Origin of the sequence: Streptomyces sp. NBC_00247 (assembly GCF_036188265.1) — a bacterium.
Classification (GTDB): domain Bacteria; phylum Actinomycetota; class Actinomycetes; order Streptomycetales; family Streptomycetaceae; genus Streptomyces.
Window position 1 is genome coordinate 4,677,923 of sequence record NZ_CP108093.1, and the last position, 26,492, is coordinate 4,704,414.

21 protein-coding genes are annotated in these 26,492 nt (G+C 72.1%); 11 read left to right on the top strand and 10 right to left on the bottom strand.

All coding sequences use genetic code 11. From position 1 onward, the window contains the following. The first annotated feature begins 204 nt into the window (after positions 1 to 204). Positions 205 to 1,503 carry a citrate synthase gene (locus OHT52_RS20225; protein WP_328721589.1) on the top strand — a complete coding sequence of 433 codons (1,299 nt, stop codon included), beginning with the start codon at positions 205 to 207 and terminating at the stop codon, positions 1,501 to 1,503. A 699-nt stretch (positions 1,504 to 2,202) separates the two neighbouring features. On the opposite strand, the gene OHT52_RS20230 is transcribed toward OHT52_RS20225, so the two are convergent. From OHT52_RS20230 to OHT52_RS20245, 4 genes are all read right to left on the bottom strand, one after another. Further along, positions 2,203 to 4,491, bottom strand: a complete 2,289-nt coding sequence (locus OHT52_RS20230) for a heavy metal translocating P-type ATPase (RefSeq protein WP_328721590.1) — start codon at positions 4,489 to 4,491, stop codon at positions 2,203 to 2,205. A gap of 210 nt (positions 4,492 to 4,701) precedes the next feature. Continuing rightward, positions 4,702 to 5,004 (bottom strand): heavy-metal-associated domain-containing protein, encoded by a 303-nt coding sequence (locus OHT52_RS20235; RefSeq protein ID WP_328721591.1) that lies wholly within the window; start codon positions 5,002 to 5,004, stop codon positions 4,702 to 4,704. 176 nt (positions 5,005 to 5,180) lie between these two features. Continuing rightward, complete coding sequence (locus OHT52_RS20240; RefSeq protein ID WP_443046622.1) at positions 5,181 to 6,176, bottom strand: PrsW family intramembrane metalloprotease; 996 nt, start codon at positions 6,174 to 6,176, stop codon at positions 5,181 to 5,183. A gap of 340 nt (positions 6,177 to 6,516) precedes the next feature. Next, the gene (locus OHT52_RS20245) at positions 6,517 to 7,407 is read right to left on the bottom strand and encodes a TetR/AcrR family transcriptional regulator (RefSeq protein WP_328721592.1); all 891 of its coding nucleotides are present in this window, start codon (positions 7,405 to 7,407) and stop codon (positions 6,517 to 6,519) included. Positions 7,408 to 7,565: 158 nt separating this feature from the next. Here OHT52_RS20245 and OHT52_RS20250 point away from each other — a divergent pair, with 158 nt between their 5' ends. After that, positions 7,566 to 9,854: an MMPL family transporter gene (locus tag OHT52_RS20250; protein ID WP_328721593.1), complete on the top strand. Its 2,289-nt coding sequence runs from the start codon at positions 7,566 to 7,568 to the stop codon at positions 9,852 to 9,854. Positions 9,855 to 10,055: 201 nt separating this feature from the next. Then, positions 10,056 to 11,114, top strand: coding sequence for a zinc-dependent alcohol dehydrogenase family protein (locus OHT52_RS20255; RefSeq protein WP_328721594.1), 1,059 nt, complete (start codon positions 10,056 to 10,058; stop codon positions 11,112 to 11,114). A 251-nt stretch (positions 11,115 to 11,365) separates the two neighbouring features. Here the strand turns inward: OHT52_RS20255 and OHT52_RS20260 are convergent, their stop codons facing one another. Beyond that, positions 11,366 to 11,584 carry a MarR family transcriptional regulator gene (locus tag OHT52_RS20260; RefSeq protein ID WP_328721595.1) on the bottom strand — a complete coding sequence of 73 codons (219 nt, stop codon included), beginning with the start codon at positions 11,582 to 11,584 and terminating at the stop codon, positions 11,366 to 11,368. 455 nt (positions 11,585 to 12,039) lie between these two features. After that, positions 12,040 to 12,858 (bottom strand): TetR/AcrR family transcriptional regulator, encoded by an 819-nt coding sequence (locus OHT52_RS20265; RefSeq protein WP_328721596.1) that lies wholly within the window; start codon positions 12,856 to 12,858, stop codon positions 12,040 to 12,042. Positions 12,859 to 13,171: 313 nt separating this feature from the next. Here OHT52_RS20265 and OHT52_RS20270 point away from each other — a divergent pair, with 313 nt between their 5' ends. Next, positions 13,172 to 14,182 (top strand): hypothetical protein, encoded by a 1,011-nt coding sequence (locus OHT52_RS20270; RefSeq protein WP_328721597.1) that lies wholly within the window; start codon positions 13,172 to 13,174, stop codon positions 14,180 to 14,182. A 101-nt stretch (positions 14,183 to 14,283) separates the two neighbouring features. Here the strand turns inward: OHT52_RS20270 and OHT52_RS20275 are convergent, their stop codons facing one another. After that, on the bottom strand, positions 14,284 to 15,210 hold the full coding sequence (locus OHT52_RS20275; RefSeq protein WP_328721598.1) for a sugar phosphate isomerase/epimerase family protein: 927 nt from the start codon (positions 15,208 to 15,210) through the stop codon (positions 14,284 to 14,286). 190 nt (positions 15,211 to 15,400) lie between these two features. Between OHT52_RS20275 and iolC the strand changes: the two genes are divergently transcribed. From iolC to OHT52_RS20300, 5 genes are all read left to right on the top strand, one after another. After that, on the top strand, positions 15,401 to 16,468 hold the full coding sequence (gene iolC, locus OHT52_RS20280; RefSeq protein WP_328721599.1) for a 5-dehydro-2-deoxygluconokinase: 1,068 nt from the start codon (positions 15,401 to 15,403) through the stop codon (positions 16,466 to 16,468). Beyond that, on the top strand, positions 16,465 to 17,424 hold the full coding sequence (locus OHT52_RS20285) for a Cgl0159 family (beta/alpha)8-fold protein (protein ID WP_328721600.1): 960 nt from the start codon (positions 16,465 to 16,467) through the stop codon (positions 17,422 to 17,424). The genes iolC and OHT52_RS20285 overlap by 4 nt, the downstream gene beginning before the upstream one ends. Continuing rightward, entirely contained in the window at positions 17,421 to 18,332 is a 912-nt protein-coding gene (gene iolB / locus OHT52_RS20290) for a 5-deoxy-glucuronate isomerase (protein ID WP_328721601.1), read from the top strand. The genes OHT52_RS20285 and iolB overlap by 4 nt, the downstream gene beginning before the upstream one ends. Then, positions 18,329 to 20,263, top strand: coding sequence for a 3D-(3,5/4)-trihydroxycyclohexane-1,2-dione acylhydrolase (decyclizing) (gene iolD, locus OHT52_RS20295; RefSeq protein ID WP_328721602.1), 1,935 nt, complete (start codon positions 18,329 to 18,331; stop codon positions 20,261 to 20,263). The genes iolB and iolD overlap by 4 nt, the downstream gene beginning before the upstream one ends. Positions 20,264 to 20,389: 126 nt before the next feature. Then, positions 20,390 to 21,892: a CoA-acylating methylmalonate-semialdehyde dehydrogenase gene (locus OHT52_RS20300; RefSeq protein WP_328721603.1), complete on the top strand. Its 1,503-nt coding sequence runs from the start codon at positions 20,390 to 20,392 to the stop codon at positions 21,890 to 21,892. Positions 21,893 to 22,086: 194 nt separating this feature from the next. Here OHT52_RS20300 and OHT52_RS20305 read toward each other — a convergent pair whose 3' ends face one another. Then, entirely contained in the window at positions 22,087 to 22,599 is a 513-nt protein-coding gene (locus OHT52_RS20305) for a lamin tail domain-containing protein (protein WP_328721604.1), read from the bottom strand. 505 nt (positions 22,600 to 23,104) lie between these two features. On the opposite strand from OHT52_RS20305, the gene OHT52_RS20310 reads away from it, so the two are divergent. Beyond that, positions 23,105 to 23,488, top strand: a complete 384-nt coding sequence (locus tag OHT52_RS20310; RefSeq protein WP_328721605.1) for a hypothetical protein — start codon at positions 23,105 to 23,107, stop codon at positions 23,486 to 23,488. A gap of 74 nt (positions 23,489 to 23,562) precedes the next feature. Continuing rightward, complete coding sequence (locus OHT52_RS20315) at positions 23,563 to 24,150, top strand: DUF4291 domain-containing protein (protein WP_328721606.1); 588 nt, start codon at positions 23,563 to 23,565, stop codon at positions 24,148 to 24,150. Between the two features lie 20 nt (positions 24,151 to 24,170). Here the strand turns inward: OHT52_RS20315 and OHT52_RS20320 are convergent, their stop codons facing one another. Together OHT52_RS20320 and OHT52_RS20325 are read right to left on the bottom strand one after the other, a co-directional pair. After that, positions 24,171 to 24,725 (bottom strand): hypothetical protein, encoded by a 555-nt coding sequence (locus OHT52_RS20320; protein WP_328721607.1) that lies wholly within the window; start codon positions 24,723 to 24,725, stop codon positions 24,171 to 24,173. Positions 24,726 to 24,837: 112 nt separating this feature from the next. Further along, entirely contained in the window at positions 24,838 to 26,472 is a 1,635-nt protein-coding gene (locus OHT52_RS20325; protein ID WP_328721608.1) for a sensor histidine kinase, read from the bottom strand. Between the last annotated feature and the right edge of the window lie 20 nt (positions 26,473 to 26,492).

Genomic DNA, 26,492 nt, shown 5'->3' on the forward strand with positions numbered 1-26,492 from the left:
ACATCACGCGGGGCTTCCGGAACCACCCGGGGAGGGGGCAGGATGACTAAGTTGGCGGCACTCAGTGCCGCCATTAGGTCCAATGGACGACCCCGAGTGCACTCTCCTGAGCCAAATGGGGGAGGGTGGAGACATCAGGGCACAGGGCACCTTGAGACAGTCAGGGCACCTCGAAGAAGAGGCACTACGTCGGTGAGGGATGACGTGAGCGAGCACACCAACAACGCTGTAGTACTGCGGTACGGCGATGACGAGTACACCTACCCGGTGATCGACAGCACCGTCGGCGACAAGGGCTTCGACATCGGGAAGCTGCGGGCCAACACCGGCCTCGTGACGCTGGACAGCGGTTACGGCAACACGGCCGCCTATAAATCCGGCATCACCTACCTCGACGGTGAGCAGGGCATCCTCCGCTACCGCGGGTACCCGATCGAGCAGCTCGCCGAGAGCTCGACCTTCCTTGAGGTCGCGTACACGCTGATCAACGGTGAGCTTCCGAAGGTCGACGAGCTGTCGACCTTCAAGAACGAGATCACCCAGCACACCCTGCTGCACGAGGACGTCAAGCGGTTCTTCGACGGCTTCCCGCGCGACGCCCACCCGATGGCCATGCTGTCCTCGGTCGTCAGCGCGCTGTCCACCTTCTACCAGGACAGCCACAACCCGTTCGACGAGGAGCAGCGTCACCTCTCGACGATCCGCCTGCTGGCGAAGCTCCCGACGATCGCGGCGTACGCGTACAAGAAGTCGATCGGTCACCCGTTCGTCTACCCGCGCAACGACCTCGGCTACGTCGAGAACTTCCTGCGGATGACCTTCTCGGTCCCGGCCCAGGAGTACGAGCTGGACCCGGTCGTCGTCTCGGCGCTGGACAAGCTGCTCATCCTGCACGCGGACCACGAGCAGAACTGTTCGACCTCCACCGTGCGTCTGGTCGGCTCCTCGCAGGCGAACATGTTCGCCTCGATCTCCGCGGGCATCTCCGCGCTGTGGGGCCCGCTGCACGGCGGCGCCAACCAGTCCGTGCTGGAGATGCTGGAAGGCATCCAGGCCAACGGCGGCGACGTCGACGCCTTCATCCGCAAGGTGAAGAACAAGGAGGACGGCGTCCGCCTGATGGGCTTCGGCCACCGGGTGTACAAGTCCTTCGACCCGCGCGCCAAGATCATCAAGGCTGCCGCGCACGACGTCCTGTCGGCCCTCGGCAAGTCCGACGAGCTGCTCGACATCGCGCTCAAGCTGGAGGAGCACGCGCTCTCCGACGAGTACTTCGTCTCGCGCAACCTCTACCCCAACGTGGACTTCTACACCGGTCTCATCTACCGCGCCATGGGCTTCCCGACCGAGATGTTCACCGTGCTCTTCGCGCTCGGCCGCCTCCCCGGCTGGATCGCCCAGTGGCACGAGATGATCAAGGAGCCGGGATCGCGCATCGGCCGCCCGCGCCAGATCTACACGGGTGAGGTCCTCCGCGACTTCGTCCCGGTCGAGGGCCGCTGACGCACCCGGACCGGCCCGCTCCGGGCGCCGGGTGAACCGGTACGGCGCGACGACCGCGTAAGCCGCGTGGCGCCGTACCCCGTAGGGCACTCGTCGTACCCGTGTCACCGGTGGCACCCGTAGGAACCGTAGTACCCGCTGTCCCGCAGTGCCCGGGTCAGGAGAAGTACCCGTACCGCCAGGCCTCTTCGGCCGACTGCCTTCGCCCCGCGTACCGCGCCCGCACAGAGCGCGGTGTCCGGGGCGATTCGGCGTTCAGGGCGATTCGGCGTTCAGGGGGCGGAGATGTGACGACCGGCCCGGCGGTCCCGCCGCGCCCGCGCGGTCCGACGTGCTCCCGTCGGCTCCCGCGTGATCCGATCCGGTGCGGGAAAGCAGGAAGCGCCCCGCCGCCGATCCCCCCACGGGTCGATGACAAGGCGCTTCCCATGTCCCGGAGCGGATTCCCCCCACGGGATCCGGCCGGGCGTCTTCAGGGAGTCTGCACTCCCTTGTCCTGCTGCGGTCCGCCGGGGTACGTACGGGAGGGCCGCTCAAAGCTCCCCGGTGCACGTGCCCCGGCCAACGCTTGCCATGAAGCGTCCCCCAAGACACTTCATCGGACGTCCCCCAAGACATCCTTGGCATTGCACTCTAAGACTCACGAACCCATTGAATGGTTACCCTCAAATCGATGTGATCTAGATCTCTTTGTGGAAATTACGTGAAGGAGCGCAAGCGCAGGCTGTTCGTCACGACGAACACGGAGGAGAACGCCATGGCGGCTCCTGCGATCATCGGGTTGAGCAGGCCGAACGCAGCAAGAGGCAGGGCTGCCACGTTGTACCCGAAGGCCCAGACGAGGTTGCCCCTGATGGTGGACAGCGTACGCCGCGAGAGCCGGATCGCGGCCCCCGTCACCTTGAGATCTCCACGGACCAATGTGAGATCGCTCGCTTCGATCGCCGCGTCCGTCCCCGTACCCATCGCCAGCCCCAGATCCGCGGTGGCCAGAGCGGCCGCGTCGTTCACGCCGTCGCCGACCATCGCGACCGCCCGGCCCTCCGCCTGGAGCCTCCGCACGATCTCCACTTTCTCCTGCGGCAGCACCTCGGCATAGACCTCGTCGATGCCGACCGCGCGCGCCACGGACTCGGCCACGGCCCGGTTGTCGCCGGTCAGCAGCACCGGGCGCAAGCCGAGCCGGCGCAGCTCGGCGACCGCTTCGGCGCTGCTCTCCTTCACGGTGTCCGCGACCTCCAGGACCGCGCGGGCCTCCCCGTCCCAGCCGACCACCACGGCCGTGGCGCCGGTGGCCCCCGCGAGTACCGACTCCAGCTCCGGCGGCAGGACGATCCCGGCCTCCGCGAGGAGTGCCGGGCGGCCGACCAGGACCGCGTGTCCGTCCACGGTGCCGCGCACGCCGAGCCCGGCGACGTTGCCGAAACCGCTGACGGGCGCCGGGGCGCCCAGGCGCTCGGCCGCCGCGGCGGCCACCGCGCGGGCGACCGGGTGCTCGGAGGCGTGCTCCAGCGCCCCGGCCAGCCGCAGCGCCTCGTCCTCGTCGGTGCCGGGAGCGGTGTGGACGGCCCGGAGCGCCATCCGGCCGGTGGTCACCGTGCCGGTCTTGTCGAGCACGATCGTGTCGATGCGGCGGGTGGTCTCCAGGACCTCGGGGCCCCTGATGAGGATGCCGAGCTGTGCGCCGCGCCCCGTACCGACCATGAGAGCGGTCGGAGTGGCGAGCCCCAGCGCGCAGGGACAGGCGATGATCAGCACGGCGACCGCGGCCGTGAACGCGGCCGTCACGTCGTTCGTCACCAGCAACCAGGCCACCAGCGTGGCCACCGCGATCAGCAGCACGACCGGTACGAAGACCGCCGACACGCGGTCGGCGAGGCGTTGCACCTCGGCCTTGCCGTTCTGGGCGTTCTCCACGAGCCGGGCCATCCGGGCGAGCTGGGTGTCGGCCCCGACCCGGGTCGCCTCCACGACGAGCCGGCCCGAGACGTTCACGGTGGCCCCGGTGACCGTGGCACCCGGCCCCACGTCGACCGGTACGGACTCACCGGTGAGCATCGAGGCGTCCACGGCGGACTCGCCCTCGGTCACCGTGCCGTCCGTGGCGATCTTCTCGCCGGGGCGGACCACGAAGCGGTCGCCCACCGCGAGCCGGGCGACCGGGACGCGTACCTCCGTACCGTCGTTCCTGAGCACGGCCACGTCCCGGGCGCCGAGGTGCATCAGCGCCCGCAGCGCCGAACCCGCCTTCCGCTTGGACTGGGCCTCCAGCCAACGGCCGAGCAGGATGAAACTCACCACCCCGGCCGCGACCTCCAGATAGAGCGCGGAGGAGGCGTCGGAACGGGAGGCCACCAGGTCGAAACCGTGCCGCATGCCCGGCATCCCGGCATCGCCGAAGAAGAGCGCCCACAACGACCAGCCGAAAGCTGCCAGCGTGCCGACCGAGACCAGGGTGTCCATGGTCGCGGCGCCGTGCTTGAGGTTGGTCCAGGCGGCGCGGTGGAACGGCAGCCCACCCCAGACGACCACCGGGGCGGCGAGGGTCAGTGAGAGCCACTGCCAGTTGTCGAACTGGAAGGCCGGGACCATCGAGAGCAGGACCACCGGCACGGAGAGCAGCACCGAGACGACCAGGCGCTGCCGCAGCGCGGCGAGCGGTCCGTCGTCGCCGTCGGGTGCGCCGGCCTCCGTCCCGGGCGCCTCGCCGGATATCGCGACGGGTTCCGGTTCCGGCGGAGGTGGGGGCGGGGTGGCGGTGTAGCCGGTCCGCTCGACCGTGGCGACGAGATCCGCGAGATCCGTGCCGGGGCCGAAGGAGACGCGGGCCTTCTCGGTCGCGTAGTTGACCGTGGCCCTCACGCCGTCCATCCGGTTCAGCTTCTTCTCGACACGTGCCGCGCACGAGGCGCAGGTCATGCCGCCGATCGTCAGCTCGGTCTCGGAGACCTCCGGGGCCGGGACCTCGGCTGTGGTGATGCTGGCCATGTCCGAACTCCTGGGAGAAACACGTCGGGCCGTACCCCACCAGTATCTGCTGGCGGCATCCGGCCCGAAGGGTGAGAGGTGGGGCACTCCGCCGCTGTTCCTGCGGCGGTCCGGTGCCCCGTGCGGTGTCGGTCTGCCGGCGGCGGTGTGTCGGCGCCGACGTGCGGTGTCGGTGTGCCTACGTGCGGCGTCGGTCTGCCGACGGGGGTGTCAGGCTCGGCCGACGTACTCGTACCCCGCCTCGTCGACGGCGGCGCGCACGGCTTCCTCGGTCAGCGGGGCGCGGGAGGAGACGCTCACCCGGCCGGTGGCGGCCACCGCCTTCACCTCGGTCACCCCGTCGACGGCGGAGAGCTCCTCGGTGACGGCACCCTCGCAGTGGCCGCAGGTCATGCCCTTCACCTCGTACACCGCGGTGACCGAGTCGATCCGTACCTCGGCGGGTGCGCCGTGGTCGGCCCCGGACGAGCAGCAGGAGCGGGCGGCCTGAGGGGTGTCGGTCTCGGCGGTCATGGTCGTTCTCCTCTGATCGGATGCCGAAGAGCGTGGTCCGCGGCGCCAGCCGGAGGACGAAAGCGCAACAATTCGGCACATTGAGCGTTGTAGGGAGGAATCGGTTCGGCCGGTGTACGTCCGGACCGGGTCGAAGCCTCGTTGCCTCACTTCCGAGACTATACCCCTAGGGGGTATCAAGGCGAGCGCCTCGCTCCGGTCGCGGACACCGCGCGCGCCCGCTCCCGGCGGGATCGCAGGACGAGCACCCGGAGCCACCACACCCCCACCAGGGTGGTCGCCACCGTGCCGCCCACCGAGAACAGGGTGAAGAGGTGTTGCTGCTGGTCGGTGGCGTCCTCCAGGTACCCCTGAGCCGACATCGCGTCCATCGTCCGGTCGTCGGTGACCCGGGCGACCAGCCAGACCGCGATGCCCCGCATCGAGTCCCACAGGGCGTGCAGGACGGCGACCCCGAGGAAGGCGCCGACGACCGTCGGCGGAAAGCGGAACCGGCCGCCCGGCTCCCGGTGGACCAGCAGGACACCGCCGGTGATCGCCGTCCACAGGCCGTGCCCGAAGGGGGAGAGCACCCCGCGCAGCACCTCGGTCTCCAGCAGCGCGCGCAGGTCGATGCCGTCCAGCGTGACCGCCGCGTCGAAGGCGTACCCGGCGCTCTCGAACGCCGCGAAACCGAATCCGACCGTGGCGCCCAGCACCAGACCGGCTCTCCGGCCCCGGACGGCGTGGTGGCGCCGGAGGACGAGCATCAGGGCGCCGAGCTTCACCGCCTCCTCGATCAGGCCGACGCCGAGGAACAGCCAGACGGAGGTCCGGTGCAGCAGGTAGTACTCCAGGACCGAGGCGCCCAGCACGCCGAGGATCCCGCCGGCCAGGAAGGAGCCCAGGATCAGGGATGGCCCGAGGTCCTCGCCGTGCCGCTCGTACGCCCACAGCACGAACACCGCCGGTACGAGAAAGCTGCCGAGCAGGATCAGCGTCGGCAGCAGGGTGGAGTTCTGGGTGAGGTACGTGGCTCCGGCGGCGAGCGCCCACGAGACGATCCCGCCCCAGAGGCAGCGCCGCCACAGTCCGGGGCGCGGGCGGGGTGGGCCGTCCGGCGGGCCCGCCGGAGGGCCGGGTGGCGGGGAGTGTGAGGGCGGGGGTGGTGGCTCGGGAGAGGACCAGTTCACGCCGGCTCCAAGTGGCGGGCCTCCCGCCACCCGCATCCGGGGAGGGGAGGCGGGAGGCAACGAGGGGATCGGGTGAAGTCGTGAGGGATCGGGTCAATCAGTGGTCGATCGCGTGAATCAGTGGTGGATCGCGTGAATCAGTGAGGGATCGGGTGAGATCGCCAAAGCCTATGGTCTGCGTGCGAGCCGGGACGTAAAGGGCGTGTCGTGGGCGCGTGGCTGTCGTTGGTGAGGCATGTCGTCGCACCGTTCGGGATGTTCCGGGGCATATGCCGCTGGGTGGTGTTCCCGCCGTGGCGCGGGTCGTGCCCCGCGCCGAGGTGGCCGCCGTGCCGCGCTGTCAGACGGAGTCCGGGGTGCGCGAGAGCCGGTTCGCCTCGTCGAGCAGGGGATTCAGGTAGCGGAACATCACCGTCTTCAGTTCGTCGGCGAACGCCTGCCGCTGCTCGCCCTCGTGCGTCATGATCAGGTCGATTCCGGCCTTGAACAGCTGGAAGGCCATGATGCCGACGAGCCGTATCCGGGCGGCGGGGAGCTCCGGCAGGTAGCCCGCCAGAAGTGCTTCGACGCGGGTGAGCATCGCGTCGTGCACGGCGTCGTGCTTCTCGGTGATGCGGCCGGGCACCTCACCGCCGTGCATGAGGACGCAGAAGGCCGGGTTCTCCGTGTTGAAGGCGATCAGCGGGTCGAGCACCGTGTCGAGCATGCGGTCCAGCGCGAGTTCGGTGTGGCTGAGCGTGATGGCTTCGCCGTACGTCTCCTGCCAGCGGTGCAGGAGGCGGTCGCCGAGCTCCACCGCGATCGCCTCCTTGTTGGGGAAGAACTGGTAGAGCGTGCCGGGCGAGACTCCGGCCTCGCGGGCGATCGCGTTGGTGCTGGCGGCGGTGTACCCCTGGGTGCGGAACACGTCGGCGGCGGCCGAAAGCAGCTGGGCGATCCGGGCCTCGCCGCGCGCCTGACGGCGGCGGGGCGGCGGAGTGCCGCCGCCCGTGTCCGGGGTCGCGGGCGGTGCGGGGGGTGCTGGAGTCACCGAGGTTGCCGGGGGCGCGGGGGGTGCTGGGGGTGCCGTGCGGCCGGCCGTGTCGGCCCTGCCTGCGCCCTGTGCGCCTCCCGGCGCCGTCGACTCCTCTGCCGTCGCGGTGGTGGCCCGCTCGGCTTCCGTCCCGGCCTTCGCCTCGGCTCCGGCCCCGGCCTCCGCCCTCATCTCGGCTCCGGCCTCGGTCTCAGGCATGGCTCATCCCCAACCCTCAAGAGAGTGATTGACAAACACGAGCAGGTGCTCGCATTCTTGAGAAACGCGAGCGAGCACTCGTGTTTGCCAGTCTACGTGGCAATGGCTGGTCCGTGCTGCCCCGCGCAGCCCGGGCCTGGTGGAGGGGACACCGCATCATGCGTGTAGTCGAGAGCCCGCGACGGCTCGGTCGCTGGATCCGTTTCGTGACGGCGCGGCCTCGGCTGGCTCTGCTGGCGGCACTCGTGCTCACCGGGCTCGCGGTGTTCGCCGGGAGTGGTGTCGGCGACCGGATGGCCAGCGGCGGCTGGGAGGACCCGGCCGCCGAATCGACCTGGACGACACGAGCGCTGGAGCGGGAGTTCCCCTCTTCCCAGCCCAATGTCCTGCTGCTGATCGACAGCGGGGCCGCCTCGGTCGACGATCCGGCGGTGGCGGCGGAAGCCGCGCGCCTCACCGACCGCCTCGCCGCCGAGGAGGGGGTCACCGGCGTCGGCTCCTACTGGCAGACCTCCGCCCCCGCCCTGCGTGCCCGGGACGGACACGAAGCGCTGATCGCCGCGCACATCACCGGCGAGGAGAAGGCTGCCGGAGAGACGCTCGACCGGATCGCCCCTCTCTTCGAAGGGGAGCACGGTCCGGTGGAGGTCTCGGTCGGCGGACCGATCGCCGTGCGGCACGAGATGCAGTCGATCATCCAGGAGGATCTGCTGAGGGCGGAGCTGGTCGCCCTGCCGGTCACCCTCGTCCTGCTGGTGATGGTCTTCGGCAGCGCGGTGGCGGCCCTGCTGCCTCTCGCCGTGGGCATCGTGGCGATCCTGGGGACCAACGCCGTGCTGCGCGGCATGACGGAGCTGACCGAGGTCTCCGTGTTCGCCCAGAACCTCACGACCGCCCTGGGCCTCGGGCTCGCCGTCGACTACGCCCTGTTCATCGTGCGCCGGTTCCGGGAAGAGATGGCCGCCGGTGCGGACCCGCGCGCCGCGGTCGGCACCACACTCCGTACGGCGGGGCGCACCGTGCTCTTCTCCGCGCTCACGGTCGGGGTCTCGCTCTCGGCGATGCTCGTCTTCCCCCAGTACTTCCTGCGCTCCTTCGCTTACGCCGGAATCGCGGTGGTGCTCCTGGCAGCCGGGGCGGCCCTCATCCTGTTGCCCGCCGCGCTGATGCTGCTCGGCCCCCGGGTCAACGCCTTGGACCTGAGGCGTGCGTTGGTCCGCCGAAGAGGTGTCGGCCCGGCGCGGCACGTGACGGCCGGCCGGGGCTGGGCCCGTCTCGCCGACCTGGTGATGCGCCGCGCCCCTGTCGTCGCCGTGGCCACCACGGCCGTGCTCATCCTGCTGGGGCTGCCCTTCCTGGGCGTGAAGTTCGGTACGGCCGACGACCGCCAGCTGCCCGCGAGCTCGACCTCGCGCATGGTGCAGGACCACATCCGCGAGGGTTTCCCCGGGTCCCCGGGTGGCGGCCTCACCCTGCTCGCCCGAGGGCCCGCGACCCCCGCCCAGTACACCGCGCTCCGCGAGCGGATCGCCGCCACAAAGGGGGTGGCGCGGGTGGACGGTCCGGTGACGGAGGGGGACTCGGCCGCCTACAGCGTGGTTCCCGAGGGCGAGGCGGTCGGGTCCGGGGCCCAGCGACTCGTCCAGGACCTCCGCGCGCTCGACGCGCCCGTCGAGACCTCGGTGACCGGGTCGGCCGCCGTACTCGTCGACTCGAAAGGCGCCATCGCCGACCGACTTCCCTGGGCCGTCGGCATCATCGTCGTGGTGACCCTGCTCCTGGTCTTCCTGCTCACCGGGAGCGTCCTGATCCCCGTTCAGGCCGTGGTGCTCAACACCCTCAGCCTGACGGCCATGTTCGGCGCGGTCGTCTGGGTCTTCCAGGACGGCCACCTGTCCGGCCCGCTCTCCTTCACCAGCACCGGTGACATCGAGACCACCCTGCCCGTGCTGATGTTCTGCGTCGCCTTCGGGCTCTCCATGGACTACGGCGTCTTCCTCCTCTCCCGCATCAAGGAGGAGTACGACCGGACCGGTGAGCACGAGGGCTCCATCGCCTTCGGGCTGCGTCACACCGGCGGACTCATCAGCGCCGCCGCCGTGATCCTGGCGGTGGTGATGGTCGCCATAGGGATCTCGCGGGTGACCAACACGAAGATGCTCGGACTCGGCATCGCGCTGGCTGTGCTGATGGACGCCATGGTGGTGCGCAGCCTGCTGGTGCCCTCGGTCATGAAGGTGATGGGCCGGGCCACCTGGTGGGCACCCGCCCCGCTGCGCGCTCTCCACCGGAGGTTCGGCCTCGAAGAGGGACCGGCCGCCGCCCCGTTCGCGCACACGACGTCCGTACCCGGCCAGTGGGTGGACGGGCGGGGGGTGGACGGGCGGGGTGGGTCGCGCAGCGCCCGCTACCGACCGGGGCCGGAACACCTCGATCGCCGGGGGTAGCCGAGGCCGACGCCACCGGCGACTCGCAGCCCCCGAGGGCCGGGGACCTGCGGCGGTACGCGGGAGGGCAGGTACGCGGAAGAAGAGGCAGGGGGGCAGAAGTTATGGGCGGGGCGTGGGAGGGGACACGGCCGGGTGGCGCGCCGTACCGTCCCCACCGGGCGTGCCGCCGGGGCGCGTGACGTGACGGAGGGCGGGGCCATGCGGGCAGTGGTGTTCGAGAAATTCGGTCAGGAGGCGCGGATCCAGGAGGTACCCGATCCGGTCCCGGCCCCGCAGGGGGTGGTGGTCCGGGTCGAGGCGACCGGGCTGTGCCGGAGCGACTGGCACGGCTGGATGGGGCACGACGAGGACATCACCCTCCCGCACGTGCCGGGCCACGAACTCGCCGGAGTGGTCGAGGCGGTCGGCGCCGGAGTCGCCAACTGGCGCCCCGGCGACCGGGTCACCGTCCCGTTCATCTGCGCCTGCGGACGGTGCGAAGCCTGCGCCACGGGAGCGCAGCAGGTGTGCGAGCGACAGACCCAGCCCGGGTTCACCCACTGGGGCTCGTTCGCCGAGTACGTCGCGCTGGAGAACGCCGACGTCAACCTGGTGACCGTGCCCGATGAGCTCTCCTTCGCCACGGCGGCCGGTCTGGGGTGCCGGTTCGCCACGGCGTTCCGTGCGGTGGCCGGCCAGGGCCGGGTCGCGCCGGGGGAGTGGGTGGCGGTGCACGGCTGCGGCGGGGTGGGGCTCTCCGCCGTGATGATCGCGGTGGCCGCCGGGGCCCGGGTGGTGGCCGTGGACGTCTCCGCCGCCGCGCTCGACCTGGCGAAGTCGTTCGGAGCGGCGGCGTGCGTGGACGCGTCGGCCCACCCGGAGGGCGCCGACGCCGTCGTCCGTGAACTCACGGGCGGCGGGGCACACCTCTCGCTCGACGCCCTCGGGTCGCCGGTGACCTGCGCCGCCTCCGTGCGGAGCCTGCGCAGGCGAGGACGCCATGTGCAGGTCGGGCTGCTGCCCCCGGCGGCCGGGGACCCGGTCGTCCCGATGCCCCGAGTGATCGCGCTGGAACTGGAGATCCTCGGCAGCCACGGAATGGCGGCCCACGACTACCCACCGATGATGGACATGGTCCGGGCGGGGACGCTCCGCCCCGACCTCCTGGTCACCTCCGCCATCGGTCTGGCCGAAGCCCCTGCTGCCCTCGCCTCCATGGGCACGGCCCCGGCAGCGGGGGTGACGATCATCGAACCGGGACGCCCGCGCACCGAGTAGCCGCACGACGGGCGACTGCGCGGGCCGGGCGACTGCGCGGACGGGTGGCCGGGGAGCCAGCTGTCCGGCCGATGAGCGGCGTGGGTGGGTCACCCGCCTCGCCCGGCGGGACTGGTCGACTCCGCTCGCACTCCTTGTCGGGCCGGACCGTGCTGGCTCCGCTCGCACTCGCACTCGCGCTCGGCCCGCTCGGCCCGCTCGGCCCGCCCGGATGGCCCGGGTCGCCGGTCCGCTCGGGTCGCGCGGTCCGCTCAGGTCGGCCGACTCGCGAGCGTGCGGCTCCGGTTGCGGTTGCCGGGCCGGCGGGCAACCCAGTGGCGGACGGTGTCCGGGTACCAGTAGGGCCGACCGTCCCGCACCTGGTCGGGGTCGGGCAGGAAGCCGTTCTTACGGTACGAGCGCACGGTGTCCGGCAGGACCCGGATGTGCGCGGCGATGTCCTTGTAGGACCAGAGCGTGCTGTCCGTCATCGAGTGTCGCCTCTCTGCGCGTCGCCGCACCGCGGTGGCGTTTCAGGCCTGAGGGGCGCCGCGGTGCAACAGTTGACGATCAGTCAGTGGTGACCTGTCGAACGACCGGGAGGGCCCGCAGCCGAGGGTTGTCGCGCATCTGTGACGCACGTCGTACACAACCGGTGCATGTGCGACGAAGACGGGCGATCGCTGCTCTCTGCTCGTTGCTCGTGGCTCTCTGCTCGTTGCTCGCTGCGGGCAGCCCGCGCCCGTTACCCGCGTGCCGTCGCCCCGTGTTGCCCGCATCCCGCATCCCGCATCCCGCATCCCGCATCCCGCATCCCGCAGCTGCCGGCTCGCAGCTCGTCGGCCGCGAGGATGGCCCGCGCCCCGGCCCGCGCCCAGGCCCCGCGCCCCGGCCCGCGCCCAGGCCCCGCGCCCCGGCCCGCGCCCCGGCCCCACGCCCGGGCGCGTCAGGATTCGGGCAGTCCCACGGCGTGCACGAATGCCTCGGTGAAGGCGTCGCACATCTCCTCGACGGAGGGGATCACGAGGTCGGGGACGAGTTCCAGGGCCGGCCGGAGCAGGAGGTGCATGAGCAGGGGGTTCGACATCTGGTGGATCAGTGCGATGAGTGGCAAGTCGCGGATGCGGCCCGCCTCGACCTCCCGGCTCAGCCACTCGCCGATGCTCGAATAGAGGCGCGGGACCATGTGGCGCGCGAGGGCCTCTGTCGCGTCGTTCCCGGGCCGGGCCAGGACCTCGGCGAGGATCGCGGGAAGTACCCGGGGTTCCAGCCCGACGACCTCGGTGAGGTGGGCGTAGATCCTGCGGACCGTGCTCCGCAGGTCCCCGGGGCGGGCGGCCAGGACCTCTTCGATGTTCACGAACGGGCCGTACCGCTCGAAGATGGCCTGCATCATCCCGTCCCGGCCACCGAACGCGGCGTAGAGGCTGTGCACCGAGCATCCGGCCGCCGCGGCTACGCGTTCGAGCGAGAGCGCGGCCAGGCCGTCGTCGCTGATGAGTGCCGCTCCCGCTTCCACGGCGCGCTCGCGCACGGGCTTGTGGCCGCCGGGGTCGACACCGGCGGCCCGGACCGCTTCGTCGAGGGCCTGCCGTGCGCCGCCGAGGCGGCGCAGCAGGGTGCTGCGGGAGATGCCCGCCTCCTGGGCGATGGCCTGCATCGACACGTCGGCGACGGCCGTCCCGCGCGCCCGCGACGCCCGGAGGGCCGCCTCGACCAAGTCGGACGGCACCTGGACGGCAGGGTGGAACTCTTCATTTGACACACGCATCAATGTACCTTGTATTCTTGTATCAAGACCTTGGGTGAGGCTGAGGAAGGGCTCGTGCACCCTCGCCCCACCCCCATCGTGTCCGCCCCACCCGCATCGTTTCCGCCGCACCCGCGGGTGCGGCGCGTTCGTCCGGCGACGCTCCAGCGGTGACGCGCTCTGCCTTCCGCCGGCAACTTCTTCCCTGCCGTTTTCCTGCTGCTTCTCTCCTGCCGCCTCTCTCCCCCCGCAGCCTGTCTCCCGCCGCGTACGTCACGACGGCGCCTGCCAGACGTCCACCCACCGGCCAACCGCGAGGAAATCCACCATGACCCAGCAAATCACCCCGCCCGCACCGACCGGGCAGGCGCGCAAGCTCCTGGCCGTCGTCGTGGGCCTGGCCGCCGCCGTGGTCCTCATGCTCTGCGCCTTCGCCCTGCCCTCGGTGAACAGCGGCCCTCACGAACTCCCCGTAGGGGTCACCGGATCCGCGCAGGCGACCGAGGCCGTCACCGGCGCTCTCTCCGGAGACGAGTGGAACGTCACCACCTACGACGACGAGACGGACCTGAAGTCGGCGATGGAGAACCGCGACGTCATGGGCGGCATAGCGATGACCCCCGGGCACGTCACCGTGTACACCGCCACCGCCGGAGGGTCGCAGCCCACCGCGGCCGTGACCGCCATGGGCAACGGGATAGCGCAACAGCAGCATGCCGAGGCCACCGTCACCGACCTCAAGCCCTTCCCCGCCGACGACCCGAAGGGCGCGGGCTTCGCCGCCGCGGCCTTCCCCATGATCTTCGGCGGCATGATTCCCGCCGTGCTCCTCACGCGTCTCTTCCCGGGGCACTCCGGACTCCGTCGCCGCCTCGCCGGAGGTGTCGGGGTCGCCCTGCTGGCCGGGTTCGCGGTCACCGCCTTCCTCCAGTTCGGCACCGGCTCCCTCAGCGGCGGCTACCTGCTCAGCAGCCTCGGGATGTCCCTGGGCCTGGGGGCCCTGGTGATGACCCTCCTCGGGCTCGAAGCCCTGATGGGCATGGCAGGGTTCGGCCTCGGCGCCGCCGTGGTCATGCTCCTCGGCAACCCGCTCTCCGGACTCGCCGGCGGAGCCCACTGGCTGCCCGGTGGGTGGGCCACCCTCGGGCAGATCCTCCCGCCGGGGGCCTCCGGGAGCCTGCTGCGCGCCAACGCCTTCTTCGACGGCACCGGCGCCGGTACACCCGCGCTCGTGCTGGGCTGCTGGGTCGTGTTCGGCCTCGTCCTGATGCTGGTCGCGGACCGCCGCGGCCCCAAGGCGCCGGTCGTCGTGCCGGAGAAGCAGGCGCAGTTGGTATGACAAGAGCGGCCGGCCCGGTCGTACGACGAGGCGGGGGTGGGCGCGGGGACACCGCGCCCACCCCCGCCTCGTATCGGTCACCGCTTCACGGCATCACGGCTTCACGGAGCGGGCGGCGGGGCGCCGCAGGAGCGGAGGTAGGCGCGGGTGCGGCGGGCGATCGGCAGCGGGGCGTCGGGGGCGCAGGGGTACATGTCCTGTTCGACGATCGCGAAGAGGTCGGTGCCGAGTGCCCGCGCCGCTTCGAGTACCGGCTCCAGGGCCGGGACGCCGCGCGGCGGTTCGCACATCACGCCCCGGGCGACGGCCGGCCCGAAGGGCAGCTCCTCGGCGATCACCTTCGCCAGCACCTCGGGGTCGACCTGCTTCAGGTGGAGGTAGCCGATCCGCTCCCCGTACGTCCGCAGCAGTTCCACGCTGTCCCCGCCGCAGTAGGCATAGTGCCCCGTGTCCAGGCAGAGGGAGACGAGGCCGGGGTCGGTGGCGTCGAGGAACCGGTCGACGTTCTCCTCGCTGTCGATGTGGGTGTCGGCGTGCGGGTGGACGACGATCCGCAGCCCGTACCGCTCCCGCACCTCCCGGCCGAGCCGCTCGGTCTGGGTGGTGAGGTCGCGCCACTGCGCGGGCGTGAGGGTGCGGTCCTCCAGTACCTCGCCGGTCTTGTCGTCGCGCCAGAACGACGGGATGACGACGAGGTGTTCCGCGCCCATCGCCCGGGTGAGCTCCGCGATCCCGGCGACGTGCTCCCAGGTCCTGTCCCAGACCTCCGGCCCGTGGTGCAGCCCCGTGAAGACCGTTCCGGCGGAGACCGAGAGTCCTCTGCTGCGGGTCTCGTCGGCGAGCCGGGCGGGGTCGGTGGGCAGATAACCGTACGGGCCCAGCTCGATCCACTCGTACCCGGCCGCCGCGACCTCGTCCAGGAAGCGCCGCCAGGGCACCTGCTGCGGATCGTCCGGGAACCAGACGCCCCAGGAGTCGGGCGCCGAACCGATACGGATACGGGAGGGGGCGGGTGCGGAACGGGTCATATCGGCCACCCTCGGCCCCTGTCCCGGTGGAGTCAAGGGCGCGTCCGCATGTCCCGGCCAAATGTTGACGGTGTTCCGGGGTAGGGCTGTCCCGTGGTCCGCGGTGCCCGGGGCGTGCCCCGGGCGGGCCCGCGTCCGGGGCCCCGGACGCGTCGTCCCGCGCTCCGGCGGGCAGGGAGAAGGGACACGTATGCCTCAGCCGTACGACCTGATCACCATGGGACGCATCGGTGTGGACATCTATCCGCTGCGGACGGGAGTGTCCCTCGCGCAAGTCGACACCTTCGCCAAGTTCCTCGGGGGGTCGCCCTCCAACGTGGCGGTGGCCGGTGCCCGGCTCGGACTCCGGACGGCCGTCGTCACCCGTACCGGACAGGACCCCTTCGGCGGGTATCTGCGCGAGCGGTTGCGGGAGTTCGGGGTGGACGACCGGTGGGTGGGCGAGGTGGCCGCGTACCCGACCCCGGTCACCTTCTGCGAACTGTTCCCGCCCGACGACTTCCCGCTCTACTTCTACCGCCTGCCCAAGGCGCCCGATCTGGAGATCCACGCGGACGAACTCGACCTGGACGCGGTGCGCGCCGCACGGATCTTCTGGGTCACCGGCACCGGGCTGAGCGCCGAACCCAGCCGTACCGCGACCCTCGCCGCCCTCGCCGCCCGTACGGGCGGTCCTCGTACGGGGCCGGCATCGGGCGCACCGGAGCGGCGGCCGGTCACCGTGTTCGACCTCGACTGGCGGCCGATGTTCTGGGAGGGCGGCGACACCGACCCCGAGGCCCCGCGCCGCTACCGGGAAGCCCTCGCGCTCGCCACCGTCGCCGTCGGAAACCTCGCGGAGTGCGCCGTCGCCACCGGGGAGCACGAGCCGTACGCCGCCGCCCGCGCCCTGCTCGACGCCGGAGTCGAACTCGCCGTCGTCAAACAGGGGCCCGAGGGGGTGCTCGCCGTCCACCGTGACGGTACGGTCGCCGAGGTGCCCCCGCTCCCCGTGCGGGTCGTCAACGGACTCGGCGCGGGGGACGCGTTCGGCGGGGCGCTCTGCCACGGGCTGCTCGCCGGATGGGAGACCGAACGCGTGATGCGGTACGCCAACGCGGCCGGGGCCATCGTCGCCTCCCGCCTCGCCTGCTCGTCCGCGATGCCCTTCCCGGCCGAGGTCGAACACGCCCTCGCCCTCGGAGAGGTGCCGGACGGACCGGAACCCGGGCTCGCGACGGGGTCCGCCCCCACCGCCCCCACCGGGGCCGACGCGTGAGCCCCGCCGCCGCCTCGCTCGCCGACCTCGTGACGCTGCGCGCCGAGCACCCGGAGGCCATCGAGGAGGCCGCCGCCCGCAGGCGCCGCAGGCCCCTCGTACGCCCCGGCGAACAGCTGCTCGTCATCGCCGCCGACCATCCCGCGCGCGGGGCGCTCGCCGTGGGGGGCCGGGCCCTCGCCATGGCGCACCGATTCGAACTCCTCGAACGGCTCTGCCTCGCCCTCTCCCGCCCCGGCGTCGACGGAGTGCTCGCCACCGCCGACATCGTGGACGACCTGCTGCTCCTCGGCGCGCTGGAGGACAAGGTCGTCATGGGCTCGCTGAACAGGGGCGGCCTCGCGGGGGCCGCCTTCGAACTGGACGACCGCTTCACCGGCTTCCGCCCTCTCGACCTGGCCGGACGCGGCTTCGACGCGGGCAAGCTGCTGCTGCGCATCGACCACGAGGACCCGGGTTCCCTCGACACCCTGCACACCGCCGCCCGCACCATCGACGCGATGGCCGCCCACCGGCTGCCCGTGTTCGTGGAGCCCTTCCTCTGCCACCGGGAGGACGGCCGGCTCCGTACGGACCTCAGCATCCCGGCCGTCACCACCGCCATCGCCGTCGCCTCGGGTCTCGCCGGGTCGTCCGCGTACACCTGGCTGAAGGTCCCGGTCACCGAGCGCCCCGCCGACATGGCCCGGGTGATGGAGACGTCCACCCTGCCCGCCGTGCTGCTCGGCGGCGAGGTCGGCGACGACCTGGACGGCGCGTACGAGCGGTGGCGCGGCGCTCTGGGGCTGCCGACCGTGCGCGGCCTCGTGGTGGGCCGGGCGCTGCTCTACCCGCCGGACGGGGACGTCGCGCGGGCCGTCGACACGGCGGCCGGGCTGCTCCGGCGCACAGCAGGACCGGAAGACCCACGCCGAACGGCCCCGCCGGGGTTCGGCGGGGGTAGGGAGACTCCATGACCACCTGCGACGACGCCTCCTCGCCCCGGCCCGGGTCCCCGCCCCGCCACCTGCACCTGAGGGGCGGCCCCGAAGACGCCCCGTACGCCCTGGACATCGGTCCGGAGCGGGCGCGGTGGGAGCGTTCGAGCCTTCGGGTGCTCGACCTGCCGCCGGGTGGAGTTCACACACTCGTCACCGGGGAGAGCGAATGGATCGTTCTCCCGTTGACCGGCGGCTGTACGGTGCACACGGCAGGTGACATCTTTGAACTCACCGGCCGTGAGAGCGTGTTCAGCGGGGTGGCCGACTTCGCGTACCTACCGCGCGATGCCACCGCACAGATCACCTCCGACGCGGGGGGCCGCTTCGCCCTGGCAGGAGCGAAGTGCGAGCGACAGCTCCCCGCTCGCTACGGTCCCGCGTCGGAGGTACCTGTCGAACTGCGCGGCTCCGGCACCTGCGCCCGGCAGGTCAACAACTTCGCCGCCGCCGGCACCTTCGCCTGCGACCGTCTCATCGCCGTCGAAGTCCTCACCCCGGCGGGCAACTGGTCCTCCTACCCGCCGCACAAGCACGACGAGGCCGAGCCCGGCGTGGAGTCGGTGCTGGAGGAGATCTACTACTTCGAACTGGAGCGCGGCGGCCCCGGCTACCACCGTGTCTCCCCGTCCCGCCCCGGCGGCGCCGACGTGCTCGCCGAGGTGCGGGGCGGTGACGCGGTCCTCGTCCCGGACGGCTGGCACGGCCCCTCCATCGCGCCGCCCGAGGGCGCCCTCTACTACCTCAACGTGATGGCCGGACCGGGCGAGGAACGCGCCTGGCTGATCCGCGACCACCCCGACCACGCCTGGATCAGGGACACCTGGGAAGCCCGCCCGGCCGATCCCCGGCTCCCGCTGTACGCCGCCCCGGAGGACCGCAGGTGACCGTCCGTCTGACCACCGCGCAAGCCCTGATCGCCTTCCTCGCCCGGCAGTACACCGAACGCGACGGACACCGGCAACGCCTGATCGCCGCCACCTGGGGCATCTTCGGCCACGGCAACGTCGCCGGAATCGGCCAGGCGCTCCTCGAAACCGGGGGCCCGGCGAGTCCCGAAGCCCCCCGCACGCCCCGCATGCCCTTCCTCCAGGGCCGCAACGAACAGGCCATGGTGCACGCGGCGGTCGGCTACGCCCGGCAGTCCGGCCGGCTCTCCGCCCACGCCGTCACCACCTCCGTCGGCCCCGGGGCCACCAACCTCGTCACCGGCGCCGCCCTCGCCACCGTCAACCACCTGCCCGTCCTCCTCCTCCCGGGCGACACCTTCGCCACCCGGCCCGCCGACCCGGTGCTCCAGCAGCTCGAACTCCCACACGCCGGGGACGTGTCGGTCAACGACTGCCTGCGCCCGGTCTCCCGCTACTTCGACCGGATCACCCGCCCCGAAGCGCTGATCCCCGCCGCCCTCCAGGCCGTAAGGACACTCACCGACCCGGTCGCCACCGGCGCGGTCACCCTCGCGCTGCCGCAGGACGTGCAGGCCGAGGCGTACGACTGGCCCGAGGAGTTCCTCGCCGAGCGGGTCTGGCACGTGCGCCGGCCCGCCCCCGACCCGTACGAACTCGACCGGGCCGTCCACGCGGTGCGCGCCGCCCGCCGGCCGCTCCTCGTCGCGGGCGGCGGGGTGCGGCACAGCGCCGCCGAAGAGGCCCTCGCCACCTTCGCCGCCGCCACCGGCATCCCCGTCGCCACCACCCAGGCGGGCAAGGGCGCGCTGCGCCACGACCACCCGCAGGACGTCGGCGGCATCGGCCACACCGGAACCGCCACCGCGGAGGAACTGGCCCGCGAGGCCGACCTGGTGATCGGCGTCGGCACCCGCTGGACCGACTTCACCACCGCCTCCGCCACCCTCTTCCCCGATCCGGCGACCCGGTTCGTCAACCTCAACGTCACCGGGTTCGACGCCCACAAGCAGGCCGCCCTCCCGCTCGTCGCGGACGCCCGTGCCGGCCTCGAAGCGCTCACCGCCGCCCTCGGCGCCCACGGCCACCGGGCCGACCCCGGCCACAGAAGCGCGTACACGGCGGCGAAAGCCCGCTGGGAGGACGGGGTGGACGCCGCCTTCGCCGCCCCCGATCCCGACGCGGCACCCACCCAGACCCAGGTCCTCGGCCTGCTCGACGCCCTCGTCACCGAGGACGACGTCCTGATCAACGCGGCCGGCTCGCTCCCCGGCGACCTGCACCGTCTGTGGCGGGCACGATCGCCCCGGCAGTACCACGTCGAGTACGGCTACTCCTGCATGGGATACGAGATCCCGGCCGCCATCGGCGTCCAGCTGGCCGCCCCCGGCCGCCCGGTCTGGGCCCTCGTCGGCGACGGTACGTACCTCATGAACCCGACCGAGATCGTCACGGCCGTCCAGGAGCGGCTGCCGGTCAAGCTCGTCGTGCTCGACAACCACGGGTACGCCTCCATCGGCGGGCTCTCGGAGGCCGTCGGCGGCGAGCGCTTCGGCACCGACTACCGCCACCGGGACGCCACCGGCGCGTACACCGGCGACCCGCTCCCCCTGGACCTCGCCGCCAACGCCGCCTCCCTCGGCATGCGGGCCCTGCGCGCCCGTACCGTGGGCGAACTCCGCGCGGCCCTCGCCGAGGCGCGGGCCGCCGACCACCCCGTCTGCGTCCACGTCACGCTCGCCAACGCGTCCGGCCGCACCGGAGGCCGGACACCCGGCGGAGTACCGGGCCCTTCCGAGGTCCAGGCGTGGTGGGATGTGCCCGTGGCCGAGACGGCCACCCGCCCGGCGGCCGTGGAAGCACGCGAGGTGTACGACCGTCGGCGGGCGACCCGGCGCCGCCGTCTCTGACGTCCGGGTCGCCGTCCGAGAAGTCCTCGCCGAAGTGCCACAAGCCCCCGCCGAAGCCCCCGCCGAAGCCCGAGAAGTCGAGACGTCGAGACGTCGAGAAGTCCGAGAAGTCCGAAGGAGATCGTCATGGTCAGGACCGTGCATCACTGGATCGGTGGCAAGACCGTCGAGGGCACGTCGGGCGAGTTCGGCCCGGTCACCGACCCCGCGACCGGAGCCGTCACCACCCGCGTCGCCCTCGCCTCCGCCGAGGAGGTGGACGCCGCGGTCTCCGCCGCCAGGGCCGCCTTCGCGACCTGGGGCCTCTCCTCGCTCTCGGCCCGGACGTCCGTCCTGTTCCGTTACCGCGCACTGCTCGACGCCCACCGCGACGAGCTCGCGGGCCTGATCACCGCCGAGCACGGCAAGGTGCACTCCGACGCGCTCGGCGAGGTGGCCCGGGGGCTGGAGATCGTCGAGCTGGCCTGCGGGATCACCACCCAGCTCAAGGGTGAGCTGTCCACCCAGGTGTCCGCCGGGGTGGACGTCGCCTCCATCCGCCAGCCGCTGGGCGTCGTCGCGGGGATCACCCCGTTCAACTTCCCGGCCATGGTGCCGATGTGGATGTTCCCGCTCGCCATCGCCTGCGGCAACACCTTCGTCCTCAAACCGAGCGAGAAGGACCCGTCCGCCGCGGTGCTGCTGGCCGAACTGGCCGCCGAGGCCGGGCTGCCGGACGGCGTGCTGAACGTCGTGCACGGCGACAGGGTCGCGGTCGACGCACTGCTCTCCCACCCGGACGTGGCCGCGGTCTCCTTCGTCGGCTCCACCCCGATCGCCCGCCACGTCCACGCCACCGCGTCCGCCAACGGCAAGCGCGTACAGGCGCTCGGCGGCGCGAAGAACCACATGCTGGTGCTGCCCGACGCCGATCTGGACGCCGCCGCCGACGCGGCGGTCTCGGCCGCGTACGGCTCCGCCGGCGAGCGCTGCATGGCGATCTCGGCGGTCGTCGCGGTCGGCGCGATCGGGGACGAGCTGGTCGCCCGCATCAAGGACCGCGCCCAGAAGATCAAGATCGGCCCCGGCGCGGACCCCGACTCGGAGATGGGCCCGCTGATCACCGCCGCCCACCGCGACAGGGTCGCCTCCTACGTCACCGGCGCCGCCGCGCAGGGCGCCGAGGTCGTCCTGGACGGGACCGGTCACACCGTGGAGGGCTTCGAGGACGGCCACTGGATCGGCATCTCGCTGCTGGACCGCGTCTCCACCGACTCCGACGCCTACCGCGACGAGATCTTCGGCCCGGTGCTCGTCGTGCTGCGCGCCGACACGTACGAGGAGGGCGTCGCCCTCATGAACGCCTCCCCGTACGGCAACGGCACCGCGATCTTCACCCGCGACGGCGGGGTCGCCCGCCGCTTCCAGCTGGAGATCCAGGCCGGCATGGTGGGCGTGAACGTACCGATCCCGGTCCCGGTCGGGTACCACTCCTTCGGTGGCTGGAAGGACTCCCTCTTCGGCGACCACCACGTCTACGGCAACGACGGGGTGCGCTTCTACACCCGAGCCAAGGTCGTCACCACGCGTTGGCCGGACCCGGCCGACGCCCCGTCCGGCGTCGACCTGGGATTCCCGCGCAACCACTGACCCGCCCGCGCGGACGCCCCCATCCCCTGGGACCCGCTCCCGAAGACGTGCCCCGGACGAACGACGCGGCGCCCCGCGGCTGGATTGCCGCGGGGCGCCGTCCGATCGTCTCCACTCGGCCGTGCCCGGTCAGCGCGCGCCTGCCCGGGCCGTGCCACCTCGTCACCCGGTGGGGCCTGGCCCCTCCGGTGCGCTCAGCGGCGGTGGTCGCGGTCGTGGCCGCGGTTGTCGTCGCGGCCACCGTGCCGGCCCCACGACTTCTCGTCGATCTTCCGGCCGCGGGAGTCGCGCAGCGTGGCGGTGTCGCTGTTGTCCCAGACGTAGTTGTTGCGGTCCTGGTAGACGTCCGTGCGGCTGTCACGGCCCACACCGGTGTGGACGCGCACCGACGAACGGCCCGCGAGGCGCAGGTCGAAGCGGTAGGTGCGACGGCTCTCGTCGGTGAGGGTCCAGCCGCGCAGGTTCACGGCCTGACGGGACGTGTTGGTGACGGTCACCCACTCGTCGTTCAGCGAACGGTTGGAGCGGTTGTCGCGGCCCGGGCTGTCGTACTGGACCTTGCCCAGGACGACGGAGGAGCGCGGGGCGGGCTGGACGCGGTCGTGGCCGCGGTCGTGGCCGTCCGCGGAGGCCGGCAGCGCGGCTGCCGCCAGCAGGGCGCCGGAAGCGAGGACAGTAGCGGTGATCCGTCGTGCGGTGCGGGACATGGGACCCCTCGGTACAGGCCCGGACCCTGCGGTCCGGGCGGTGCTCGGCCCCGGCGTTCGCTGCCGGGAGCACAGACTCTGTCGGGATTCGCAGATGGCCGGAAGTCGCTCCAGAGCGCGGTTACACAGTGCAGACATTTCCGTTATGGACGGATGTAGCTCGCACTCGACACGATCGTCGCGACCCTGCCAAATGGTGCGCAATGCATCCACCCTTCTGCCGCAAGGGCAAGGTCGTCCGCGTGCGCCCCGCGCCCCGTGCCGTGACACCTTGTGTGCGCCCTGTGAAGAAGGTGCAGGAACGTAACGGCAGTTTTCGGGCAAATCGAATGGGAGTCTGCTTTTTCCCGACGGGCTCGCTGAGCAGTTCGACGGTGAAGGCCTCCCCGTGGTGCGCGGACCACCGGAAACGTGCCGGTCGGGTCGGCCCGGGAGTACCCCGGGGACGTTCCTGGATCCGTCGCGCACCCGTCAGGGGGCAGGGGGCAGCCTCTATGCTCGCGGGATGGAGCAGAGGGAAGTCCTGAAGCGAGTGATCGGCATTCTCACCGAGGCCGGCGAGATCCAGCGGCTCCTCGAAGAGGACGTGGAGCGCGACGACGTCGACATGGAGGGCAGTGTCGTCACCGCCCTGCTGAACGAGACGATGCCGCGCATCGCGATCCCCGGGGACGCCACCGTCGAGGAGATGGCAGCCCTGATCGGCCGCGAGGTGGGCGGCGCGGTCGAGCAGTTGGTCGGGGCGTTCACCCTCGCCTACACGATGCTGGCGCGGGTCCACGACTCAGGCCAGACCGACGTCTCCTCCACCGACGTGCTCCGCGACCTCGCGCTGCAGGCGGAGAGCGGCCCCGCCGGTGGCCCCGGGGACGACGCCACCGAGCTCTGACCCGCCGTCGGCACCGGCCGCCGCCCGGGAAAAAGCCGGTGCGGCGGGCCGGGGCGGTCGCCGAGACTGGTCCGATGAGCACACCGCGGTACGGGATACGGGCCCGGCACACCGACACCACCGTCACCGTCTACCAGGCCTACCGGCCGGAGATCGGCCTCCCGGCCGCCCGGGACAACCGCTTCCCGCCGGCCTGGAAGCGCGACCGGATGACCTGGATCAAGCCGAGCTTCCTCTGGATGATGTACCGCTGCGGCTGGGCCCTCAAGGAGGGCCAGGAGACGGTCCTCGCCGTCGAGATCACCCGCGAGGGCTTCGCCTGGGCCCTGGAGCACGCCGAACTCTCCCATTACGTGAGGGGACTCCACCCCGACCGCGCCGCCTGGAGCCGCAGCCTGCGCCGCGCCCCCGCCCGCGTCCAGTGGGACCCCGAGCGCGACCTGCGGCTGAACCCGCTCCCGTACCGCTCCCTCCAACTGGGCCTGTCCGGCGAGGCATCGGCGCGGTACGCGGACGAGTGGACCGTCTCCGTCACCGACGTCACCCCGCTCGCCCGGGAGATCCACCACCTGGTCCGCGCCGGAGACCTCGACGCGGCGAGTGCCCTGTTGCCGCGGGAGACGCCGTACGCGGCACCGGACGGCGCGCCCCGGCCCGCGTGAGGCGGCTCGGTGCGGCCGGCTCAGCAGTACCCGTCCAGCCGCGTGCGGGCCCTGGGCGCGACGCTGGGCCAGCGGCGCCCCGCGGCCCCCGAGGCGGCGGAGAGGAAGAGGTCGAGGACGGTCGATCCGGGGAAATCGCGAAAGCTCCCGCGGTGGAGGTGGTAACAGCTCCAGTAGCTCACGATCCGCCGCTGCGTCCGGGCGAAGAACTCCGGGTTCTCCACGAGGAACCGGCCGTGGGCGAGGCGGAGCTCGCTGCCGGGCACGTCCAGGTCGCGGAGCGAGTCCCGCAGGACGACCAGGATCTCCACGACGTACTCGCCGGCGAGCTGGACCACGTACGGCACGACCCACGGGTCCGCCGAGCCGACGATCTCCTCCAGGTGCCGCTGCCTGACCCGGCCGTCGTGGTGGCGTGAGTACAGGCAGTGCAGAAGCTGCCGTTGGCGCGGCGGCAGGGCGGATACCGCCTCCGGCGGCGGTTCGTCGCTGTAGAGACGTACGGGGATCATCACGTCCCGGCCCAGCACGACGACCGGGAACGGCTCGTGCGGGGCGGTCTTGGCGGGCGGCACGATCGCCGCGACCGCCCGCGCGTCCTCGGCCAGTTCGGCCGGGAACGCCCTCGTCAGCGGGGAGAAGGTGTCGGAGGGGGGGCATGGCCCGAGTATCGGTTCGGAGCGGGGGCTACCGCTCGGTGTTTTCCTCCGCCTCCGCCTTCCCGTCCTCGTCCGCCACCCCCGGCAGGGTGAAGACGAAGCGGGTGCCCGAGGTGTAGGTGGTGTCCACGGCGATCGAGCCGCCGTGGTGCTCGACGATCTTCTTGCAGAGCGCCAGGCCGATGCCGTTGCCTTCGTAGGTCTCGCGGGTGTGCAGCCGCTGGAAGATGACGAAGACCCTTTCCGCGTACTCGGGCGCGATGCCGATGCCGTTGTCGGTCACCGAGATCTCCCAGAACGGGCGCCCGCTCTCCGCGTTCCCCTCGTGGCCCGGGTTCGGCACCCGGCGGGCGGAGAGGTGGACGGTGGGCGCGGTGTCGGGCTTGCGGAACTTGATCGCGTTGGAGATCAGGTTCTGCAGCACCAGGCCGAGTTGTGTCGGCTGCCCGTGGACCGCCGGCAGCTCGTCGTGGGTGACGGTGGCACCCGTCTGCTGGACGGCCACGTCCAGATCGCCGGCCGTCCGCCGCACCAGTCCCGCCAGGTCGACCGGCTGGTCGTCGGTGTGGAGCCGTCCGACGCGCGAGAAGGTCAGCAGGTCGTTGATGAGGAGCTGCATGCGGTTGGCGCCGTCGACGGCGAAGGAGATGTACTGCTTGGCCCGGTCGTCGAGCTGCTCGGCGTACCGCCGCTCCAGCAGCTGGCAGAAGCTGGCCACCTTGCGCAGGGGTTCCTGGAGGTCGTGCGAGGCGACGTACGCGAACTGCTCCAGCTCCTCGTTGGAGCGGCGCAGTTCGACGGTCTGGGCGTCGAGGGCCGCCCGGGCCCGGTCCTTGAGTTCGAGGTCTTCCGCGAGCCGGCGGCGCATGGCGTCCACGTCGGCGGCGAGGACCTGGATGTCGGCCGGGCCGGTGGGGCTCAGTGCGTGGGCGTAGTCCCCGGAGGCGACCTTGCGGACGTCGGCCCGCAGCCGGTCCAACGGCCGCTGCACCCCCAGCCGCAGGCCCGCGAAGGCCAGGGCCATCACCGCCAGCATCACGGCGGCGATCACGAGGAAGACCGTGTTGCGCATGGTCCGCACGGAGGCCAGATCGGTCCGTGCCCGGTCGCGCTCCGCGGCGATGTGGTCCTGCTGGACCCTGAGCGCGGTGCGCAGCGCGTCGAACTGGGTCCGCCCGCTCTCCGCGCGCTCCTGGGCCAGGTCGGTCGGGTCCGCGGCGGCGGCGATGGGCCGGGCGACGGAGGCGTGCCAGTGCTCCGCGAGCTCGCCCACCCGCGCGAGGTCGGCCGAGGCCCGCGCGTCCCCGGCCGTGAGGTCCTCCAGCTCCGCCATCGCGGTCTTCTGCTGGGCCAGACCGGCGCGGTAGGGGTCGAGGAACTCCGCGTCCCCGGCCAGTCCGTAACCGCGGATGCCCGTCTCCTGGTTGACCAGCGCCGCCTCCATGCGCACCGAGGAGATGAGTGCGGGGGACCAGCGCCCGATGAGCCGCTGATTGACCGCCGTGGACCGGACCAGGGCCCAGGTGCCGCAGCTGCCGAGCACGAGCAGCACCACCAGGGCCACGGTGGTGCCCGTGACGAGCCAGCGGCTGGTGGTCCAGCCGGGCCGGTCCCGCTCCGGCCGGAGCTCGGCCGGCCGGAAGCCCTCTTCGGCGCTCTGCACGGTGGTTTACCTCTCACTCG

Bases quoted from the DNA above. Each gene is read 5' to 3' on its own strand.
- OHT52_RS20230 (WP_328721590.1), bottom strand. From the start codon at position 4,491: ATGGCCAGCATCACCACAGCCGAGGTCCCGGCCCCGGAGGTCTCCGAG.
- OHT52_RS20235 (WP_328721591.1), bottom strand. From the start codon at position 5,004: ATGACCGCCGAGACCGACACCCCTCAGGCCGCCCGCTCCTGCTGCTCG.
- OHT52_RS20245 (WP_328721592.1), bottom strand. From the start codon at position 7,407: ATGCCTGAGACCGAGGCCGGAGCCGAGATGAGGGCGGAGGCCGGGGCC.
- OHT52_RS20250 (WP_328721593.1), top strand. From the start codon at position 7,566: ATGCGTGTAGTCGAGAGCCCGCGACGGCTCGGTCGCTGGATCCGTTTC.
- OHT52_RS20255 (WP_328721594.1), top strand. From the start codon at position 10,056: ATGCGGGCAGTGGTGTTCGAGAAATTCGGTCAGGAGGCGCGGATCCAG.
- OHT52_RS20260 (WP_328721595.1), bottom strand. From the start codon at position 11,584: ATGACGGACAGCACGCTCTGGTCCTACAAGGACATCGCCGCGCACATC.
- OHT52_RS20270 (WP_328721597.1), top strand. From the start codon at position 13,172: ATGACCCAGCAAATCACCCCGCCCGCACCGACCGGGCAGGCGCGCAAG.
- OHT52_RS20275 (WP_328721598.1), bottom strand. From the start codon at position 15,210: ATGACCCGTTCCGCACCCGCCCCCTCCCGTATCCGTATCGGTTCGGCG.
- iolC (WP_328721599.1), top strand. From the start codon at position 15,401: ATGCCTCAGCCGTACGACCTGATCACCATGGGACGCATCGGTGTGGAC.
- iolB (WP_328721601.1), top strand. From the start codon at position 17,421: ATGACCACCTGCGACGACGCCTCCTCGCCCCGGCCCGGGTCCCCGCCC.
- OHT52_RS20300 (WP_328721603.1), top strand. From the start codon at position 20,390: ATGGTCAGGACCGTGCATCACTGGATCGGTGGCAAGACCGTCGAGGGC.
- OHT52_RS20305 (WP_328721604.1), bottom strand. From the start codon at position 22,599: ATGTCCCGCACCGCACGACGGATCACCGCTACTGTCCTCGCTTCCGGC.
- OHT52_RS20310 (WP_328721605.1), top strand. From the start codon at position 23,105: ATGGAGCAGAGGGAAGTCCTGAAGCGAGTGATCGGCATTCTCACCGAG.
- OHT52_RS20315 (WP_328721606.1), top strand. From the start codon at position 23,563: ATGAGCACACCGCGGTACGGGATACGGGCCCGGCACACCGACACCACC.